Genomic DNA, 16,406 nt, shown 5'->3' on the forward strand with positions numbered 1-16,406 from the left:
CCCTAATGCCTGACTACCGCAAGCTCGAAAACCTGGTAGAGCGCTATTCCAACGCCGTTGCCGGGCTCGACGCTGATGTGGTGGAACGGCTATCGGACGCGCTCGATGCGAGCTACCGCAACCTGGAGCGGGAGCTGCGCAAGATTTACCCAGAGTGGGAGAGCATGGGCAGCCTCTATGCTGCTCAGCGTCGCCTACTGCTGATGGATCAACTAAAGCCGGTGCTAGCCATGGTGCGGCCCGACCAAGAAGCTGAGTACGAGGCACTTTTCACCGAGGCCATACGGCTAAGCCACACCAGTGGGGGCACCCTGGCCGATGAGCTGGTGCGCATTGTTGATCCCGGCTACCCGCTGCAAGAGTTTTCGACTATCCCGATTGAGGCTGCGGCATTGCAGGCCCGAGATGGCCTGCAGCGGCTGCGGCGACACGATGAGAAATTTCGTAGCAAGGCCAGTGCGATCGTTGAGCAGGGGCTCTTGCAGGGGTGGGGTGCGGCCAAGGTAGCCCAGCAGCTGGCCAGCGAGCTGGGGGCGCTTAAGAGCAAAGCGGAGACCATTGCTCGCACCGAGACGATGTCGGCTTTTAACGATGCGGCTCAGCAGCGGTACGAGAAGAACGGCATTGAGGGCGTGCAGTGGCTGATTACGCCCAATGAGAACTTGTGCAGTATCTGCGTCGCCCGCAACGGTAACGTGTACCCCGTGGGCAAGGTGCGGCTGCCGGCCCACCCCCGATGCCTCTGCATCTGGCTCCCCTGGTCCAAGGACTGGCAGGAGATGGGCCTCATTGATGAGGCGTTCATGCGAGATTACCACAGGGACAACTTGACCAAGGCCAAGGGAAAGGGCATTGAGCCCGACAACGGCCCTACCTACTGGGAGCGTAAGGCCGGGCAGCAGAAAGCCCCCAAACCCCTATGGAAACCGGCCAACAAGGCTGGCGATGCCAAGGCTGAAGCGGTTGCTCCTAAGCCTAAGCCTAAGCAGGGCAGCGCTGGAGAGGATAAGGGGCCGGTAGTGGTGCGCCCTGCCAGGCCAAAAGGCCCGGAGCCAGCAGTGCCACAGCAGCCCTACCAGACCCCAGCGGCAACGCGCCGGTGGGAAGACGGCAAACGCCTTCAGCCATTTGAATCAGCAGCCATCTTTGACAGCAACGGCAGCCTCATTTTTGAGAAGGACGGTGGCAGCTTTAATGTTGAGTTCAGCGATGCTGAGCTGCGACGGCTGCGAGGGCAGATCCTTACTCACAACCATCCGCCCGACCTGTTGCCGGAGGCAGAACTCAAAAACCACGGCTACAGTTTTAGCCAGGCTGATATTCTGTTTGCGATCGCAAACGATTTACAGGAAATGCGGGTTGTGTCCCCTGGCTACCGCTTCAGCCTGCTGCGGCCTGAGGGTGGATGGCCAGAGTGGACTGGCAGGAGTGAGGCTGAGCTAGGAAAGAGCTACCAGAAGATTTTGAACGGCGAGATAGGGCGGCTACTCAAAGAGATGGACGAGGCCCTAGGGAAAGACCCAGACCTAGCCAAAGCTCTGGATCGCCAGTTCAATACCAATGCCACTCACGAAGCAGCTCGCCGCTTCGCTGAGCAGGAGGGACTAATCTACAAGCGGGAGCGCTGGAAGGAGCAGAAAGGTGACTGACGGCCCTAAGGTGAACAAACTAGATGACGCGCCGCTCTACCAGATGCCAGGACGTGTTTGCCGCAGCTGCAAGCACGTCACCAGCCTGAGAGACCGCACCTGCATCGCATTCTCTCGGGGTATCCCTGACGAGATCTGGGGTGGGGACAACGATCACCGCCAGTCCTACCCCGGCGACAAAGGTATCCAGTTTGAAGCGAGGTAGCTAGGCAACAAATTGGCCGCAGGGAGATACCCCCCGATCACCGCCTTGACTAGCTGCCGAGAGACGCAACTAGTCAACCGTCACAAACACTGGCACAATCGCTGATCCTGCAAGAGGTTGAGGCTGTTTTTGCAGGACTGATAATACAAATCGTATTACACGAGATTTCAACGTTTTAGGTGTGTGACAGTTGGGTTCAAAAGTCCAAAATTAGTCCAACCTGCTTTGTAGTACGTTTTGCGATCACAAGGGTGGGGGGTGCGATCGCCCCTCGATCCTAGCAGTGGGCACTCTGAGGGAGTCCGATGCACCGGAAAAGTTTTATGCCGACTCCGCCAATCCTTCAGCTCCACCAAGCCCTAGAAGCCGTCGCGCCCATTGATGGCGTGGCGGATCTGGGAGACGGCACCTATCGCATTGACTTCAGCGATTCAGCCACTTCAGAGCAGCAAGCTGCTGCAGAGGAACTGGCCAAGATCTGGCAGCCTGAGCCTGAGCAGGAGTGGGCCAAATTCACCGACGCCCTGGCTCAGGTGACAGGCTTCTACGCTGCGGTGGCCCAGTCCCCTATGTGCTCATTCATCACAGCTCGCATGGTGCGACTGGCCAGCAGAGAGGCCTTTCAGGACGCAGCTGACCCGCTGCTGCAGATCTGGAATGCAGCCCCGCCGAACCTGACTGCCGAGCAGCGGGCTGCGGTGCAAGCCCTAGCCGATGCTCACCACCTCCCCCTAGCCTTCCGTGCCAGCAATCAGATTGAGGTGCAGTAATGGCGTCCCCTCTGGCTAGATACGCAAATCTGAGCCTGCTCTTTCAGGTGCCCACCGGCGAGCCGATCGAGAATGCTGACGGGGATGTTGCGATCGCAACGGTGCCCCTGCCGGTGGTGGCCTACGTCAAGCAGCAGTCGAGGAGCAACACGCCCCGCCAGGATGGGGAGCTGTGCCAAACCAATCTCAGTGGGTTCTACCTGGCCCCTCAAATCATCCCGGCTGAGGTTGAGGGTGAGTCGGTGGCTGAGGCTATCGAGTGGGATTTAGAAGGCGGGTTCATCCTGCCTGCTGATGGCTGGGCCACGCTCGCGGAGTATGAGACCTTCATCACGGCCAACACGACCCGCATCCGGCGGCGCAGCGAGTTTGTGTATGCTCCCAACCTGCTCAACCAATTCGGCGTAGACCGGCTGCTGGGGCAGAAGCTGGAGGGTTTCCTGATCCAGCGTTCCGACTGGGTCAACAAGGTTTAGTTGTGATTCGGGTCAAAGTTAAGTCGGCCAGTGCGCTCAAGAAGCTGGCGACTCTGGCTGAAAAGGCCAAGCACATGGATCGGCCCCTGCGGCAGGGTGCGCTTTACAAAGAGCGCTCTACCAAAGAGCAATTTGCTAGTGAAACCGACCCAGATGGGGCCGCCTGGGCACCGCTGGCTCGCAGCACCCTCAGACGGAAGAAAACCAGCTCGATCCTACGCGAAACCGGCTCGACAGCGGTTTCTGTCGCGATGGTCGGCCCTTCTGGGCTGGTGGTGCGCGTTGTGGTGGGGACGGGCTATGCAATCTACCACCAGACGGGTACGACGAAGATGCCTCAGCGCAAAATTCTGGGCTGGGCGGACAAAGACCGAGAAAAAATTGCCAAAATTTTTGAGCGCTACTTTAGCGTCTAACGGCCTGCTCGATCCGCACAGGGAATACTGCGATCGCAACCCTCTGAGCAAAAACCTCATGGATCTCAGCCCTGCAGAACAGTCTATTAAGGTCCGGCTAGCCCCCCTCAAGCAATTGGGCCTGCGCACCCTGCCTGAGACGGCAGCTGAGGCAGGCGTGGTAAGCGGCAATGGAACCCTGACCCTGCAATGGACCTCTGACGAACCCGGCGCGGCCACCGACACAATGAGCCGAATGCAGGACTGCGCGGTCAATTGGGAAATTGACGGGCGTGTGCGTGGCCTGCGTAACCCCACTCAGGGACTGATCAAAATACGGCAGCTGCTCTACTGGCTGACCATTGGCTTTAAGCCAGACGGCTGCGGCCCGCTCTACGCTACGGGGTTTCAGTTTCTTGAGCGTGAGAACAACTACTGGCGGTTCAAATATCAGATGGCCTGCAAGAGCAAGCTGATTGGCCTTGGCATGGAAGAACCCGGCGACCTGGGTGTGAACCTGAGAGAAATCTTCTTCGACGCCGTGGAGTTGAGCGATCGCTACGGCATCAGCATCTCGGAGGGAGACCTGCCAGAACCGCCCCCAATTATCTAGGGAACACTGCGGGGGACAAAGCATTTTGGCCCCGCCATGCCCAGATATCTCTACAGCGGCCCCAGAACCGCCATCAGCCTTCCCCCTGCCTCTGAGGGCCAACCGCCTCAGGAGGTGGCTTTGGTTCCCCATCAGGAGGTGGAGCTGCCTGCTGAGCTGCCCTATGTGCAGCGGCTGGTTGGCAAAGGCCAGCTGGTTGCGATCGCAGCAGAGCCTGAGGCAGAAGCTGAGCCCAAACCCACGCGCAGCCGCACCACCCGCACAACCAAGGAAGAGGGGGATAGTTAATGGTTACAGGTTTTTCCCACGGCGTATTTACCCGCTACGTCGATACCGTCCCCCGCCCAGTCACGGTGGTTCCCAGCGCAGTGATTGCGATTGTGGGCACTGCGCCAACCTACCGATTGGCAGCTGTTGACAGGCATTTGAACGACCCAGTGCGCGTGATCAACGACGTTGATGACGCTCAGTTTGGAGGCCCTAAAAGCATGGGCTTCACTATCCCCTATGCTCTCGACGCACTGCGCGACAACGGCGCGGGCACCGTCGAGATTGTCAACGTCTTTAATGCGAACGTCCACAAGACCACGGCCCAGGCCGTGAGCCACACCTTCGCAACCACTGGGGCAATGGCTGACAAGCTGCAGCTGCAGCAGGTAACGGGCACTGCTCCCACCCAGACGGTGGTAAGCGGAACCAAGGCTGAAGGCCTGACGGACACCTTCACCCTCACCAACCAGGCCGGGGGCACGACCTACGCGGCGGGCACCGACTACACGTATGACGCCATCACGGGCATCGTCTCTCGCGTGAGCGGCGGCACTATCCCCAGCGGAAGTCAGGTCAAAGTGACCTACACCTACGCTGACCCATCGAAAGCAACCTCGACTGACGTTGTTGGGGCGGTCACCAATGGCGATCGCACTGGCCTGCAGGCGCTCAAGGATATCTACAACCTGCGTGGCTACCGGCCCAAAATCATTATCTGTCCTGGCTTTAGCGACCTGACCACGGTGGCTGCTGAGATGGGTGCGATCGCAAATGACCTGGAAGCCTACTACATCCTCGACAGCGCGGTGGGCCTCACTCGGGATGAGGCTGTTGCAGGCCGAGCTGGGACATCGCCAGCGGCCAACTTCGGCACGGCATCCCGGCGGGCCATCTTGGCCTACCCCCGCGTCTATGACACGCAAGAGGTGCCTCAGTTACAACCCTATAGCCAGTATCTGGCTGGCGTGATGGCCAACACCGACGCTGAGCTGGGCTACTGGTGGAGCCCTTCTAACAAGCCAATCCAGGGGATTACGGGCGTTGAGCGCCGCCTGACGGCAGATTTTACCGACCCCAATACGGACGTGACAGCCCTCAACGCGGCTGGCGTGACCACCATTTACAACAATTTCGGCAGCGGGTTCCTGGTGTGGGGCAACCGCTCTGCGCTGTACCCCAGCGACACCACGCCGCTCAACTTTATCGCCGTGGGCCGCACGCTGGACATCTTCCACGAGTCGCTGCAGCGGGCCTCGCTCCCGTTTGTAGACCGGCCCATCAACAACGCTCTGATCGATGCGATCGTCGAAACCGGCAATGGTTTCATCCGTGAGCAGGTCATCCTGGGGGCGCTGCTGGAGGGCTCAAAACTGTTTTACGACAAGGCTAAAAACCCGCCCACCTCGCTGGCTGCGGGCCGCATCGTGTTCAGCATCAGCATGATGATCCCGACCCCCGCCGAGACCATCATCTTCGAGACCACGCTCGATATCAACCTGCTCGGCAATCTGGGAGGCAATAGCTAAATGAGCAAAATCTACAACTTCGACACCCTGGCGGTCTGGCTTGACGGTGTTAGCTTGGCAGGCCACATCAATGAGGTTGAGCTGCCGGAACTGGAATTTGACATGCGCGAGCACGAGAGCCTAGCGCTGCGGGGCACTAGCGAGTATCCCACTCGCATGAATGCCCTTGAATGCACCATCACCTGGGCAGACTACACCCCCGAACTGGCCAGGGCAGCAGCCAACCCGTTTAAGGCCGTAAACCTGCAGATGCGAGCCAACTTTGCTGAATACACGGCTGGCAGCAAGACCGGCGATGTGCTCCAGGTGATCAGCCTAACTGGGCGCTTCAAAAACAATCAGCTGGGCTCCTACAGCCCCGGCGAGATGGAGCGCGAGTCAGTCTTGGCCATCGACTACGTGAAAGAGGTCTGGAACGGTCAGGTCATGCTGGAATTCTCTGTCAACCCTCCCATCTACCGCTCTGGCCCCGGGGCTCCTGACCTGTTCGCGCTACTGAGAGCCAACCTGGGTCTCTAGCCTTCTACCTTTCATCCTCCGCCCCCTGCCCTCTACCCACTCACCCCTAAATCATGACCACCAACCTAGAAGTTATCCGCACCCTGGAACCCGCTGCAGCTCCTGCTTCCAGCGTCAGCCTGCCCTCCTCTGATCCGGTGGCTCACGCCTGGGACGGTCGGCCCATCTACCAGATCTCGGAAGAAGACTTGGATGCGGATGCATATTTCCAATTTCAACGGATGGCCACGCAGAACAAAAAGAACCCCGATGAGGCCATGCGCTGGCTCATGATTCGGCTGTTCACGCTGGGAGATTGCGATCGCATGACGCTAGACCACATCAGCGGCAAACCCTCGCAGAATCCCCAGTGCATCGGCTTTAAAGCGCTAGCCATCCTGGGCACGCTCACCGGGCAGTTTGTCTCGGGGATGCCCTCGGGAAAGGACTCGTCCACCTCTGCCGATTTGCAGGATGGAGTTTAGGCGATTTTAGAGGGCTCTCGGTAGCTGAGCTGCGCTATTGGATTGACGAGATATCAGCAGCTCAGAAGGACGTGGCTGAGGCAGAAGAGCAGGCCCGACGTGAAGCGGAGAAAAAGCGAAAATGAGCGTCGAGTCACTGCAAATCTTGCTGGAGGCCGTAGACCAGGCCTCTCAACCGATTCAGGCTGTTGCCGATTCGATTGAGGGGCTAACTAAGCTATCAGGCGACATGAAGTCGCTCGGCCAGGGCGTCTCTGACTTTGGCCAGGGCATGGTCCGCAACGTCACGCTGCCCATTGTGGCGGGCCTGGGCGAAGCGGCGCGGGTGGCGATTGAATTTGAGTCAGTAATGGCCGACCTGAACAAGGCCTACGGCTTTGAGCAGGGCACTCAGGAAGCAGCCGAAGGTCAGCGGGTGGTCAAGAAGCTCAGCATGGAGCTGGGACGAATGCCCACCGACATTGCTGCGATCGGCACCGAGGCCGGTAAGCTCGGCGTCAAATTTGACCAGTTCGAGGACTACACGCGCCTGGTCACCAGTGCGAGCGTGGCCTTTGACATGAGCGCCCAGCAGGCCGGTGAGAGCATTGGCGTGATTACCAACGTGCTCGGCTACATGGATAACCAGGGTCGGGTCAACATTGAGGGCTTGGGCAAGCTCGGCGATGCCATCAACTTCCTGGCTGACAGCGGGGCCACCTCCGAGAGCGCCATCATTGGCGTGCTTCAGCGGGCGGGTGGCACGACCCGAACTTTTGGCCTGGCCAGCGAGTCGGCGGCAGCGCTGGCGGCGAGCTTCCTCAACCTGGGCTACCCCCCTGAGGTGGTGGGGACGGCGCTCAACGGAATGCTGCCAATGCTGCAAAATGCCACCCAGCAGACGAGCAAATTCCAGCAGACCCTAGAGGATATCGGGCTCCCAGCGGCTGAGCTGGAGAAGATGATCAAGCAGGATGCGGTGGGAGCTATCGACACTCTGCTGCAGACCATTGCAGACTCGGGCGACACATCGGTCATCTCTAAGATGTTCGGCACCGGCAGCGATGCGGCCATGATGACCAGCATGGTGCAGAACTTGGAGCTATTCAGAAAGACCATGGGCAGCCTCGACAAGGTGGAGGCGGGCTCGATGATGGACACGTTTGCCAAGCGCAGTGCCACGACAGCGGCTGGACTAGAGCGGCTGCGGGCTACCACCTACATCTTGAGAAATGAGATCGGCTCGGCCCTGCTGCCAGCCATCAACAGCATTTTGGGGGCTTTAACGCCTCTCGTGCAAAAGTTTGCGACCTTTGCAGAAGCCAACCCTCAAATCGTCAAAATGGGCATTGCCCTGCTGCTGGTGGCCGCCGCAATTGGCCCTATTGCGATCGCAATAGGCGGCGTCATAACCACTCTTGCAGCCATCCCAGCGGCTCTAGCAGGCTGGCAGGCGCTGATGCTGATGTTTGCCTCAGGCGGTGGCATAGCGGCGGCTCTGGGGACCGTGAAAGCGATGATCATGGGCGTTGTGACCAGCGCGGCAAGCCTAGGAGCCATCCTGCTTGGGGTGGTCTATGGCGTGTTTGCCCTGGGTGGCGCACTGATGGGCGTGAGCGTGAGCTTCGGCACCTTTCTGCAGACCATCAAGTTTTCGCTGATGGAGCTGCCTGCCAACCTGGCAGCGCTGCCCGCAGCGGTGGGAGCAATCTTCTCTGCGATGGCTGCAGCAGCCCGCATGGCTGTGATGAACATCGTCATCACGTTCAGGATGATGGTCACCACCATGAGCAGCGTGTGGGCCCAGGTGAGGGCGGTGGCCACCGCTGGCGTAATGAGCGTTGTGGCCGCTATTCGCGCCGGAGCATCTGCTGCTGTGAGCGCTGTAACAGGCATGGGCAGTGCAATTCTCGCTAGCATCCGTGCGATCGCATCCCAAGCATTTGCAGCGGGCAGAAACATCGTCACCCGCATCGCAGACGGCATCAGGTCGGGCATTGGGGCGGTGCAATCGGCAGTCAGCTCGGTGGCCGCAGCGGTGCGCTCCTTCCTGCCCAACTCGCCGGTGCCAGAAGGGCCTTTGACCATCCTCAACAACCTCAGCAACAACCCAGGCACCAAAATCGTGGAGATGCTGGCGGCGGGCATGGCCGGAGCAGCTGGCACCCTGGGCGACACAATGGGTGCGGTGGGTGGCGGCGCGGTGGGTGGCCTGAATGTGCCGGTGAGCGCCGGCGGCGGCAGCGCCCCTGTGAGCATCGTCGTGCAGGTGAATGGGGTGGGCAATGCGCAGGAGGCTGAGGCTATTGGCGACAGCTTCGCTCAGCGGGTGCGCCAGGTGTTAAGCGACGTGGAGCGGCAGAAGGCACGAGTCAGCTATGGTTAACAGCGCCATTACCCCTAACAAACGGCCTAAAGCAGGCACCCAACCCTTTGGCCTGCTGGGCGATATCGAGATTGAGGTCAGCCTGGCCCCGCGCAAATTTAGCTACAACGAGGGCAGCAGCTTTGCCGAGCACCCCCGCATTGAGGGCACACCAACCCTCCAATACACGGGGGAGGAGCTGCGCAACCTCGATTTGGCGTTTCGGTTTCACTTTGGCTGGTGCAACCCGGATGAGCAGCTGAAGAAACTGCAGAAAGCCCGGCGCGATCGCAAGCCGATGCTGCTGCTGATTGGCACTGGCAGGTTCAAGACCTACTACGTGATTGAGGAGATCAAAGTTGCGCTGACGGACTGCCTGCCCGACGGCGTGACCCTCTCGATTGAGGTTGATGTAAAGCTGGTCGAGACGACTGATCGGCCTAAGCCGCTGAGCTTGCAGTCCGCCAGCCCCTTCAAGAAGAGGTTGGTCTGATGGAATTCACGGCATATCAGACTCTGCAGGGGCAACGGTGGGACGCGATCGCTCAGGCGGTCTACGGCTCACCCTATGCCTATGAGGGCATCATTTTCGCTAATCCCCAGTACCGGCACCTGCTACAGCTGCCGGGGGGCGTGGTGCTGCGCATTCCGGTGGTGGCTCAGACCGAGCCGACGATTCCCAAGGAACTGCTGCCGCCGTGGAAGCGCTAGACCCTATCAGGGCAGAGCTGTGCTGGCGGCCCGCTGGGGTTCACCGCACATGGCATGAAGGGATTCGGGTCGAAGTACTTGCAGCCGGGGCAGCCTGCAAAGCGGGATACGGCTGGAGGTGAGGGTGGTGGGGCAGCTGGCGGGTCGATGATGCAGCGGCAACGCGGGAGCGGCGGCAGGGATGCCCATCGCTCTCGGAACGCCTCACTAGCAGCAAGAAGCTCTGGGCCAAGATTCTCAAAGACTTTTGTTGCTGCTCGAAGCGCCGCCGCCAATGGCTCAATATTCACTGAAATTCGTAACTGCATCGACCGCCGATGGTGCAGCTTTCCACCTCGGTATCTGAGCTTGCCGGTAGTCAGCAGGGTGTAAATGCGCTGATACGAAAGCCCAGACTCGGCTCTGTAGGCTGCGATCGCAACCTGGGCCGAGTCTGGGCTGATTTGGAATAGCTGAGTCATTACCACGGTTAGGCGGACAATGTGGCGCTCAGTCATGGCGAGTTGATTGAGAGATGTCCAATTCTACCCACTCACATCGGGTCGATCCCAATAACCAGCGCCTGGTCTAGCCACTGGCTAATCGTCGCTCTGTTGCCGCCGGTGACCATCGCATCAAAGCTCTGCCGCAGCACCTCTAGCTGGCCAGTATCGTCGCGCCACCCTGGGTAAAAGGCCCAGATCCGGAAATAGGCAGCCAGGTGCGATCGCTCTTCGGCTGTCAGCTCCCGATCTTCTGTGCAGTAGACCTTTACGGCTTTGGCCAGCTCGCCGCTGGTCTCGTTTCGCCAGTAGACAAGGATGTTTTCCACTATCTCCTCCAAATGAACAGATCTGACTGAGCTTTTTTCCAGTCCTGATGGCCAGAGCGAGGGACGTTGACCACAACGGGACCATCAGGGGTTTGAGCGATCATTTCGCGGATGCAGGGCACCTCACGGATCAAAACGACAGGGGCTTGTGGGGGCATAGTTGTAGGTTCAACTTTTAGCTTGGCTTGTGATGCGTTGGCGGGTAAGCACGTTGCCGTTGGCGTCAACTTTGTAGGTGAAGGCCTTGGGGTCGCCACCGAGGAAAAAGTGGGTGACGTAGGCTCTTTGAGTCTCGTTCAAGTCTTCGTAAAACATATTGGGTGAAATAAAGTTGCGGGGAATCTAGGCAGTTCCTTGGGCCTGGCGCACCCAGGCGATCAGCTTTTGCTGCCACTGGCGGTCTCTCTGCTGGTGCAGGTAGACGCCGATGCCAAACAGCTCGCAGGCTGAGCGAATAGCGTCGGCGGTGGCCCGTTCGATGGGGTCACCCTGGGCCATGTCGTTGCCGTCTCTGCTGATCAGCTCGTGCTCGGCTGAACCTGGGGCCTGGCGGGGCACTCCGCAGATGGTTAGGGTGCAGCGGATCACGCAAAACCGCTTGTCTTCATGCACCAGGAAGATGGGGTCTGAAAATGCGATCGCCCAGTCTTCGGGGCAAATCTGGTCAAGGTAGGCCAGCAGGCTCCTCCAAGGGATGAAGACCCACTGCCCGCCACCGGGCAGCTTGCGAATCCGGTGAACCTCTGGAGGCAGCTTGGCAGTGAGCTTAGGCAGGACTTCAGTGAGTTTCATTGGTCTTCTCCTGGCGAAAATCTTTGGTCAGTTCGTCAACAACTCGCGCCTGCTCTTGAAGCCAAACGGCGCGGTGGATGGCCTGCTGCTGGGTGAGTGTCGGATCAGCTTTCCGAAGCCGGTTGGCTATGGCCTGTGTTTGTCGGGAAACTTGAGGCTCGGTCATTTTTCAATTGCTGTAGGGAGTGCTGGAGTGAGGCGAAGGGCGGGGCGGCCCGCCCGTGGGATTTAGCAGTCAGTTAGCGGCTGCGGGTCGCGCTCGGTCCAGCTCCAGTTCACGGTGTTGGCAGACTGGGTAGCGTAGACAATTTGGCCTTGGCTGTCGCGGGGGCGTCGGCCCAGTTCGCGCAGGTAGCCCTCCAGATAGGGGCGGTTGAGGAATCGGATTGCATTGCCAAAGGCGGCATCGCAGCTGCCCCAGCAGCGCCACTCGGTCTCATCCATGACAGCGTCACGCTCGTCGATGGCGATGCGCAGGGTGACCTCCTGAGTGGAGGGTGCGATCGCATTGAGCCGGGCCAGCAGCTGCTCGATATCAGGCTCGGTGTCGCGGCCAGAGCCACGGTTAATGCCGGGAGCTGCGACGGCGGTAGAACTTGCGATCGCGGGAAATGTTGATACCATTTGAGTTGAAACTCCATCGATGTGGTTTTCGCAAAACCCCCGCCGACGCCCTGGAAAAGCTGGTGGGGGTTTTGTTGTGTGAGCGGTTAGGTGGCTCACACCTCCTATTGTCTACAATAGATTGTAGATTGTCAATGCCCTATAATAGGCTATTGACTAATACTAGTTAACTGTTTATGATTGCCTCACAAAGACTGATAATTCGGGAGGCGATTATGACGGCTGCGTTGATGGCGACTATTGATATTTCTGCGTTTTGGCCTGAGGCCAAGACAGTAAACGCTGTGTACGTGGAGTATGGGCCTAAATTTGGCCTCAATGCTTACACGCTCAAGAAGGCTAAAGAGGGGGATTTGGAGAGCGCAAAGATGGACAACCTGCTGGCTCTGCGACGGCTGTGCAGCGAATGGGCAGGGCGCGAAGTCTCTCTAGACGAAATTGTCAGGAGCTAGGCCGTGCTTAAGCACGACTCGGTGGGCCGCTCCGAGCTGCGCCCCTAATTTTTCCGCCGCATCGGAATGAGGCACTAGCCCCCGGCACTCGCTGGGGGCTAGTGCTGCAGGGGCACTCTGAAGCCATCCCACACCGCTCCTGCTATGCCCCGCGCCGCCGTCTTTAAGCTCACTTACCTGGGCACCGACATCACCAACGAGATCAACCCGCTGACCCTCCAGATTGCCTACACGGACAACCTGGAGGGGGAGGCCGATGACCTGGCCATTGCGCTGCTCAACTCTGACCTGCGGTGGCTCGATACGTGGTTGCCCGCCGAGGGTGATCGCGTGGCCTTGGAGCTGGGCTATGAGGGTGAGGCGCGTCTAGGGCCGGTGCAGTTTGAGGTGGATGAGCCAGAGTGGTCGGGTATGCCTGACGGGTTCAAGTTGCAGGCGCAGGCGGTGCCGCTGACCTCCAGTTTGAGGGAGCGCCGCAGTCAGGCTTACGAGAACACGACCCTGCGTGCGATCGCAAGCCGAATTGCTGAAAAGCACGGCCTGGAGCTGGTTGGCGAGATTCCTAACATCAGGTTCAAGCGCCTGTCACAGTCGGAGCAGACCGATCTCGAGTTTTTGCGCGAGACGGCGGCTGAATACGGCCTGCTGTTCAAAATTGAGGGCACCACGCGCCTGGTATTTTTTCAAGAGAGCGACCTGGAGGCGGCAGCGCCGGTGCTCACCGTCAAGCGCACTGAGATGGCCAACTACCGGCTCAGACGGAGCGCGTCGGGCACCTACAAGGCGGCCACCGTGAGCTACCAGAACGCTGAGAGCGGCGAGTTCATCGAGGTCACGATTGACCTCAACGGAGCCGAGGTGCCCAAGCCCAAGGATGGGCAGGAGGGTGCGATCGCGAGTGAGTCGATCCTGCGTATCCGCGAACGGGTGGAGAGCCGGGCCCAGGCTCGATTAAAAGCGGTGGCTGCCCTCAAGCGGGCCAACAGTGCGCGGGTGGAGCTGGACTTTGAGGCTGAGGGCAATGTGCTCTTTGCGGCGGGCAGCTGCTTCACCTTGGAGGGTTTCAAACGGCTCGACGGCAAGTATCTGCTCAGCCGGGTGCGGCACCAGCTCGATAAGGGCCGAGGCTATCGGTGCAGCGTGGAGGCGCGGAAAGTCGAGGGCTGAGCCTCAGGGAACTTTAAAGGTGTGGCAAGTGTGCCATCGCTCCATCCACCCTCAGCACCAATGGCCAGACTTGCCTGTTATTTCGTCGCTTCGACCCGCCCGCGCATTCTCGATACGGATCAGGCTCCAGAAGGTAAGTCCCCCTGGACTGTGGGCCGGTCTCCTGAGAGCCAAATCACCTTCCACAAACCAACCGTCTCCAAAGCTCATGCCCTAATTCGCTACTTTGAAGAGGTAAGGGCTTGGCAGCTTTTGGATTGTGGCAGCCTCAACGGCACGTTCGTTAATGGCGAGCGGATCGCCCCTTCTCAATGGCGAAACCTGATGGAAGGGGACACAATCGACTTTGGCACCATTGCAGCTCGCGTTCGCATCTCTTTTGATGATGATGAAACCCTGCATACCATCGCTGAAGACGAGACGCCAACCTGCAATTTGAAGCCGGCCCTAACTCCGGCTGTTGGTCCAAAGCCAGAGCCAACTGTTCAACAGGGTGCCGGAGACAAAAGCAAGATGCCGTGGGCGTTGGCTGCGGATGCTCTCGACTGGCTGCAGTCGCCCATCTCTCTGTCGGGAGCAATGTACCGACTCCTCGTGTTACTGGCTTTCCTGACGGCTATGGTCGTAGTCGTAATCCACAAATGATTTCAACTCTGGCTGCCGCGATCGCGCTGTGCCCTACTGCCGCTGCTGCCGTCAATAGCAGGGGGGTGATCTGGCTGTGCAATGAGCCCTTTGCGGCGCTGCTGGGGCACTCCAGAAGCGAAATTGAAGGGCAGGTATGTTTGAGCGAACTGGCCCTCCTAGGGGAGCAGGCAGCGGCCCACAAGCAGCATCAGGCGCTGATGGCGGGCAGCGTGGAGAGCTATGAGCTGGACGGCCACTGCTGCCGCCCAGACGGACAAAGTTTTTGGATGCATCTGGTGGTGGGGTGCTTCGACCATAGCTACTCGCTTGTGTTTGCCCACAGCATCACCCGGCATCAGGAGGTGTCGGCCTTGGAAGTGCTTAAGGATGAGCTGTTGGAGGCAATCCGCTTGCGGCAGTTCGTCCTGTGGTATCAACCCATTGTCCACCTGGCTACCGGCAGGATTTTGGCTCAGGAGGCGCTGGTGCGGTGGCAACACCCTAACGGCCTGCGCTACCCAAATTACTTTTTGCCCTTTGCCAGGCACCTGGGGCTGGAGACCTGGATCTGCCGTATCGTCTTGGGGCTGGCCGCAAAGCAGCTGCGGGCTTGGTCTGATACTGGCGAAACCTGGGCTGTGGCTGTCAATATTGAGCCCTCAACACTGGAGCTGGTGGCCTTTGAGGAGATGGTCGAGTTTGCAATCGCGCGCTACGGTGCCCCCGCAGACAGGCTGTGGCTAGAGATTGTGGAGACTCAAAGTCTCGACATTGAGTCTCTGGTCGATAAGTTGAGGCGGTTGAGCAAGCGCCACCTGTTGGCCATCGACGATTTTGGTGCGGGCTATTCCAATCTGGGAGCAGTCACCCGCTATCCAGTGCAGGCACTCAAAATCGACAAGCACCTGATCAAAGGGGTGGACCACGATCCGGGCCTGCAAACGGTGGTGGGCACAGTTATTGTCATGGCTCACGAGTTGGGCCTAAAAGTCGTCGCTGAAGGTATTGAAACCGAGGCGGAGCTGCAGTGGCTTAAGACTTACGGCTGCGATTTCGGGCAAGGATTCTGGCTGGGCAGACCTGCGGCGGCGAAGCAGTAGGCAGCAAATCTACGCATGGCTCTGGCGGGCTGACTTAGAAATTCAGTAGTTGTCTCAATGGCACGGTCTAAAGCGCTACCGATGATAGGTTTAGCCACCTCGCCCCCGCCTCAGTATGCGCCCGTCTACTCCCGCCGCTACGAACTGCCTCGAAGCTTTGATTGCTTACAAGCAAAACCCTTCAACCGAAGGCCGAAATAAATTGGTACGGCTCAATGCAGGCCTAGTGCGAAAAGTTGCACACCGCATCCTACAGCAGTGCAATGAGCCCTATGAAGACCTGGAGCAGATTGGTTACCTGGGCCTGATCCGGGCCATCGAGCGCTTCGATCCGACTCAGGGCTGCGCTTTCAGCTCGTTTGCGGTGCCCTACATTCGGGGGGACATGCTGCACTACCTGCGCGATCGCAGCGGCACCGTCAAAATCCCCCGCCGCTGGCAGGACTTGCAGAAGGAGGCGCAGAAACTGCAGCCGCAGCTGCAGCGGGTGCTGGGGCGCACGGCTGATGAGACTGAGCTGGCCCAGGCGCTGGGTGTGCCGGTGAGCGAGTGGCAGGAGGCTAAGTTCTCGAACAAAAATCGTCACCTCCTAAGCCTTGATGCCAGGGTAGGCGGACAGGATGATTCTGCGATTACGCTGGGAGAAACTCTCCCGGATGCGAACTACCAAGTAATGCAAAAACTTGAGGAAGATCGGGCGCAACTGCAGCGAGCTATGCAGGGCTTGGAAGAGGGCACGCGCACTGTGATTGAGTTTGTGTTTTACAACGGTCTATCTCGAAAAGAGGTAGCTAAAAAAATTGGTGTTAGCCCTATGACGGTCAGCCGCAGACTTCAGGAAGGCCTGCAGCAAATGGCTTCATGCCTGGGCGCTGCTAAGGCATGAAAAAA

The 16,406-nt window shown here is 59.1% G+C and carries 26 protein-coding genes; 18 read left to right on the forward strand and 8 right to left on the reverse strand.

What is annotated here, in order from left to right; genetic code table 11:
- Positions 1-5: 5 nt before the first annotated feature.
- The 13 genes from H6G13_RS27865 (at position 6) to H6G13_RS27925 (ending at position 9,942) form a co-directional block, all read left to right on the forward strand.
- The gene (locus H6G13_RS27865) at positions 6-1,649 is read left to right on the forward strand and encodes a minor capsid protein (RefSeq protein ID WP_190489027.1); all 1,644 of its coding nucleotides are present in this window, start codon (positions 6-8) and stop codon (positions 1,647-1,649) included.
- The gene (locus H6G13_RS27870; RefSeq protein ID WP_190489029.1) at positions 1,642-1,854 is read left to right on the forward strand and encodes a hypothetical protein; all 213 of its coding nucleotides are present in this window, start codon (positions 1,642-1,644) and stop codon (positions 1,852-1,854) included. Before H6G13_RS27865 ends, H6G13_RS27870 begins: the two co-directional genes overlap by 8 nt.
- A gap of 323 nt (positions 1,855-2,177) precedes the next feature.
- On the forward strand, positions 2,178-2,624 hold the full coding sequence (locus H6G13_RS27875; protein WP_190489030.1) for a hypothetical protein: 447 nt from the start codon (positions 2,178-2,180) through the stop codon (positions 2,622-2,624).
- Positions 2,624-3,100, forward strand: a complete 477-nt coding sequence (locus H6G13_RS27880) for a hypothetical protein (protein WP_190489031.1) — start codon at positions 2,624-2,626, stop codon at positions 3,098-3,100. The genes H6G13_RS27875 and H6G13_RS27880 overlap by 1 nt, the downstream gene beginning before the upstream one ends.
- Before the next feature lie 2 nt (positions 3,101-3,102).
- Positions 3,103-3,516, forward strand: a complete 414-nt coding sequence (locus H6G13_RS27885; RefSeq protein ID WP_190489032.1) for a phage virion morphogenesis protein — start codon at positions 3,103-3,105, stop codon at positions 3,514-3,516.
- Positions 3,494-4,108, forward strand: a complete 615-nt coding sequence (locus H6G13_RS27890; RefSeq protein ID WP_190489033.1) for a Gp37 family protein — start codon at positions 3,494-3,496, stop codon at positions 4,106-4,108. The genes H6G13_RS27885 and H6G13_RS27890 overlap by 23 nt, the downstream gene beginning before the upstream one ends.
- A 36-nt stretch (positions 4,109-4,144) precedes the next feature.
- On the forward strand, positions 4,145-4,396 hold the full coding sequence (locus H6G13_RS27895) for a hypothetical protein (RefSeq protein ID WP_190489034.1): 252 nt from the start codon (positions 4,145-4,147) through the stop codon (positions 4,394-4,396).
- Entirely contained in the window at positions 4,396-5,904 is a 1,509-nt protein-coding gene (locus H6G13_RS27900) for a phage tail sheath subtilisin-like domain-containing protein (RefSeq protein WP_190489035.1), read from the forward strand. The genes H6G13_RS27895 and H6G13_RS27900 overlap by 1 nt, the downstream gene beginning before the upstream one ends.
- On the forward strand, positions 5,905-6,423 hold the full coding sequence (locus H6G13_RS27905; RefSeq protein ID WP_190489036.1) for a phage major tail tube protein: 519 nt from the start codon (positions 5,905-5,907) through the stop codon (positions 6,421-6,423).
- Positions 6,424-6,476: 53 nt separating this feature from the next.
- Positions 6,477-6,887, forward strand: a complete 411-nt coding sequence (locus tag H6G13_RS27910; protein ID WP_190489038.1) for a hypothetical protein — start codon at positions 6,477-6,479, stop codon at positions 6,885-6,887.
- Between the two features lie 121 nt (positions 6,888-7,008).
- Complete coding sequence (locus tag H6G13_RS27915) at positions 7,009-9,252, forward strand: phage tail tape measure protein (protein ID WP_190489040.1); 2,244 nt, start codon at positions 7,009-7,011, stop codon at positions 9,250-9,252.
- Positions 9,245-9,724 carry a phage tail protein gene (locus H6G13_RS27920; RefSeq protein ID WP_190489042.1) on the forward strand — a complete coding sequence of 160 codons (480 nt, stop codon included), beginning with the start codon at positions 9,245-9,247 and terminating at the stop codon, positions 9,722-9,724. Before H6G13_RS27915 ends, H6G13_RS27920 begins: the two co-directional genes overlap by 8 nt.
- Entirely contained in the window at positions 9,724-9,942 is a 219-nt protein-coding gene (locus H6G13_RS27925; protein WP_190489043.1) for a tail protein X, read from the forward strand. The genes H6G13_RS27920 and H6G13_RS27925 overlap by 1 nt, the downstream gene beginning before the upstream one ends.
- Here H6G13_RS27925 and H6G13_RS27930 read toward each other — a convergent pair.
- From H6G13_RS27930 to H6G13_RS27960, 7 genes are all read right to left on the reverse strand, one after another.
- The gene (locus tag H6G13_RS27930; RefSeq protein WP_190489044.1) at positions 9,939-10,439 is read right to left on the reverse strand and encodes a hypothetical protein; all 501 of its coding nucleotides are present in this window, start codon (positions 10,437-10,439) and stop codon (positions 9,939-9,941) included. The genes H6G13_RS27925 and H6G13_RS27930 overlap by 4 nt on opposite strands.
- A 35-nt stretch (positions 10,440-10,474) precedes the next feature.
- Complete coding sequence (locus H6G13_RS27935) at positions 10,475-10,753, reverse strand: hypothetical protein (RefSeq protein ID WP_190489045.1); 279 nt, start codon at positions 10,751-10,753, stop codon at positions 10,475-10,477.
- A complete protein-coding gene (locus H6G13_RS27940; RefSeq protein WP_190489046.1) occupies positions 10,753-10,911 on the reverse strand; it encodes a hypothetical protein in 159 nt (52 codons plus the stop codon). Before H6G13_RS27940 ends, H6G13_RS27935 begins: the two co-directional genes overlap by 1 nt.
- A gap of 10 nt (positions 10,912-10,921) precedes the next feature.
- A complete protein-coding gene (locus tag H6G13_RS27945) occupies positions 10,922-11,068 on the reverse strand; it encodes a hypothetical protein (protein ID WP_190489047.1) in 147 nt (48 codons plus the stop codon).
- A gap of 27 nt (positions 11,069-11,095) precedes the next feature.
- On the reverse strand, positions 11,096-11,545 hold the full coding sequence (locus H6G13_RS27950; RefSeq protein ID WP_190489048.1) for a Rad52/Rad22 family DNA repair protein: 450 nt from the start codon (positions 11,543-11,545) through the stop codon (positions 11,096-11,098).
- Positions 11,532-11,711, reverse strand: a complete 180-nt coding sequence (locus H6G13_RS27955; RefSeq protein WP_190489049.1) for a hypothetical protein — start codon at positions 11,709-11,711, stop codon at positions 11,532-11,534. The genes H6G13_RS27950 and H6G13_RS27955 overlap by 14 nt, the downstream gene beginning before the upstream one ends.
- Positions 11,712-11,773: 62 nt before the next feature.
- Complete coding sequence (locus tag H6G13_RS27960; protein ID WP_190489050.1) at positions 11,774-12,169, reverse strand: hypothetical protein; 396 nt, start codon at positions 12,167-12,169, stop codon at positions 11,774-11,776.
- Positions 12,170-12,384: 215 nt separating this feature from the next.
- Here H6G13_RS27960 and H6G13_RS27965 point away from each other — a divergent pair, with 215 nt between their 5' ends.
- Positions 12,385-12,621, forward strand: a complete 237-nt coding sequence (locus tag H6G13_RS27965; protein WP_190489051.1) for a hypothetical protein — start codon at positions 12,385-12,387, stop codon at positions 12,619-12,621.
- Here the strand turns inward: H6G13_RS27965 and H6G13_RS27970 are convergent.
- Positions 12,598-12,753 carry a hypothetical protein gene (locus tag H6G13_RS27970; protein ID WP_190489053.1) on the reverse strand — a complete coding sequence of 52 codons (156 nt, stop codon included), beginning with the start codon at positions 12,751-12,753 and terminating at the stop codon, positions 12,598-12,600. The genes H6G13_RS27965 and H6G13_RS27970 overlap by 24 nt on opposite strands.
- A 12-nt stretch (positions 12,754-12,765) precedes the next feature.
- On the opposite strand from H6G13_RS27970, the gene H6G13_RS27975 reads away from it, so the two are divergent.
- From H6G13_RS27975 to H6G13_RS27990, 4 genes are all read left to right on the forward strand, one after another.
- Entirely contained in the window at positions 12,766-13,788 is a 1,023-nt protein-coding gene (locus H6G13_RS27975) for a contractile injection system protein, VgrG/Pvc8 family (RefSeq protein ID WP_190489055.1), read from the forward strand.
- A gap of 60 nt (positions 13,789-13,848) precedes the next feature.
- A complete protein-coding gene (locus H6G13_RS27980) occupies positions 13,849-14,433 on the forward strand; it encodes an FHA domain-containing protein (protein ID WP_190489057.1) in 585 nt (194 codons plus the stop codon).
- Positions 14,430-15,515, forward strand: a complete 1,086-nt coding sequence (locus tag H6G13_RS27985; protein WP_190489059.1) for an EAL domain-containing protein — start codon at positions 14,430-14,432, stop codon at positions 15,513-15,515. The genes H6G13_RS27980 and H6G13_RS27985 overlap by 4 nt, the downstream gene beginning before the upstream one ends.
- A gap of 115 nt (positions 15,516-15,630) precedes the next feature.
- Positions 15,631-16,401, forward strand: a complete 771-nt coding sequence (locus H6G13_RS27990) for an RNA polymerase sigma factor SigF (protein WP_190489061.1) — start codon at positions 15,631-15,633, stop codon at positions 16,399-16,401.
- Positions 16,402-16,406 lie beyond the last annotated feature (5 nt).

The sequence above is a fragment of the Pseudanabaena sp. FACHB-2040 genome (genome assembly GCF_014696715.1).
Classification (GTDB): domain Bacteria; phylum Cyanobacteriota; class Cyanobacteriia; order Phormidesmidales; family Phormidesmidaceae; genus JACVSF01.

Coding starts and splice junctions, on each gene's coding strand:
- H6G13_RS27950 (WP_190489048.1), bottom strand. CDS start 11,545: ATGAAACTCACTGAAGTCCTGCCTAAGCTCACTGCCAAGCTGCCTCCA.
- H6G13_RS27900 (WP_190489035.1), top strand. CDS start 4,396: ATGGTTACAGGTTTTTCCCACGGCGTATTTACCCGCTACGTCGATACC.
- H6G13_RS27930 (WP_190489044.1), bottom strand. CDS start 10,439: ATGACTGAGCGCCACATTGTCCGCCTAACCGTGGTAATGACTCAGCTA.
- H6G13_RS27910 (WP_190489038.1), top strand. CDS start 6,477: ATGACCACCAACCTAGAAGTTATCCGCACCCTGGAACCCGCTGCAGCT.
- H6G13_RS27960 (WP_190489050.1), bottom strand. CDS start 12,169: ATGGTATCAACATTTCCCGCGATCGCAAGTTCTACCGCCGTCGCAGCT.
- H6G13_RS27895 (WP_190489034.1), top strand. CDS start 4,145: ATGCCCAGATATCTCTACAGCGGCCCCAGAACCGCCATCAGCCTTCCC.
- H6G13_RS27920 (WP_190489042.1), top strand. CDS start 9,245: ATGGTTAACAGCGCCATTACCCCTAACAAACGGCCTAAAGCAGGCACC.
- H6G13_RS27925 (WP_190489043.1), top strand. CDS start 9,724: ATGGAATTCACGGCATATCAGACTCTGCAGGGGCAACGGTGGGACGCG.
- H6G13_RS27975 (WP_190489055.1), top strand. CDS start 12,766: ATGCCCCGCGCCGCCGTCTTTAAGCTCACTTACCTGGGCACCGACATC.
- H6G13_RS27990 (WP_190489061.1), top strand. CDS start 15,631: ATGCGCCCGTCTACTCCCGCCGCTACGAACTGCCTCGAAGCTTTGATT.
- H6G13_RS27945 (WP_190489047.1), bottom strand. CDS start 11,068: ATGTTTTACGAAGACTTGAACGAGACTCAAAGAGCCTACGTCACCCAC.
- H6G13_RS27915 (WP_190489040.1), top strand. CDS start 7,009: ATGAGCGTCGAGTCACTGCAAATCTTGCTGGAGGCCGTAGACCAGGCC.
- H6G13_RS27875 (WP_190489030.1), top strand. CDS start 2,178: ATGCCGACTCCGCCAATCCTTCAGCTCCACCAAGCCCTAGAAGCCGTC.
- H6G13_RS27880 (WP_190489031.1), top strand. CDS start 2,624: ATGGCGTCCCCTCTGGCTAGATACGCAAATCTGAGCCTGCTCTTTCAG.
- H6G13_RS27905 (WP_190489036.1), top strand. CDS start 5,905: ATGAGCAAAATCTACAACTTCGACACCCTGGCGGTCTGGCTTGACGGT.
- H6G13_RS27955 (WP_190489049.1), bottom strand. CDS start 11,711: ATGACCGAGCCTCAAGTTTCCCGACAAACACAGGCCATAGCCAACCGG.
- H6G13_RS27940 (WP_190489046.1), bottom strand. CDS start 10,911: ATGCCCCCACAAGCCCCTGTCGTTTTGATCCGTGAGGTGCCCTGCATC.
- H6G13_RS27865 (WP_190489027.1), top strand. CDS start 6: ATGCCTGACTACCGCAAGCTCGAAAACCTGGTAGAGCGCTATTCCAAC.
- H6G13_RS27980 (WP_190489057.1), top strand. CDS start 13,849: ATGGCCAGACTTGCCTGTTATTTCGTCGCTTCGACCCGCCCGCGCATT.
- H6G13_RS27965 (WP_190489051.1), top strand. CDS start 12,385: ATGACGGCTGCGTTGATGGCGACTATTGATATTTCTGCGTTTTGGCCT.
- H6G13_RS27985 (WP_190489059.1), top strand. CDS start 14,430: ATGATTTCAACTCTGGCTGCCGCGATCGCGCTGTGCCCTACTGCCGCT.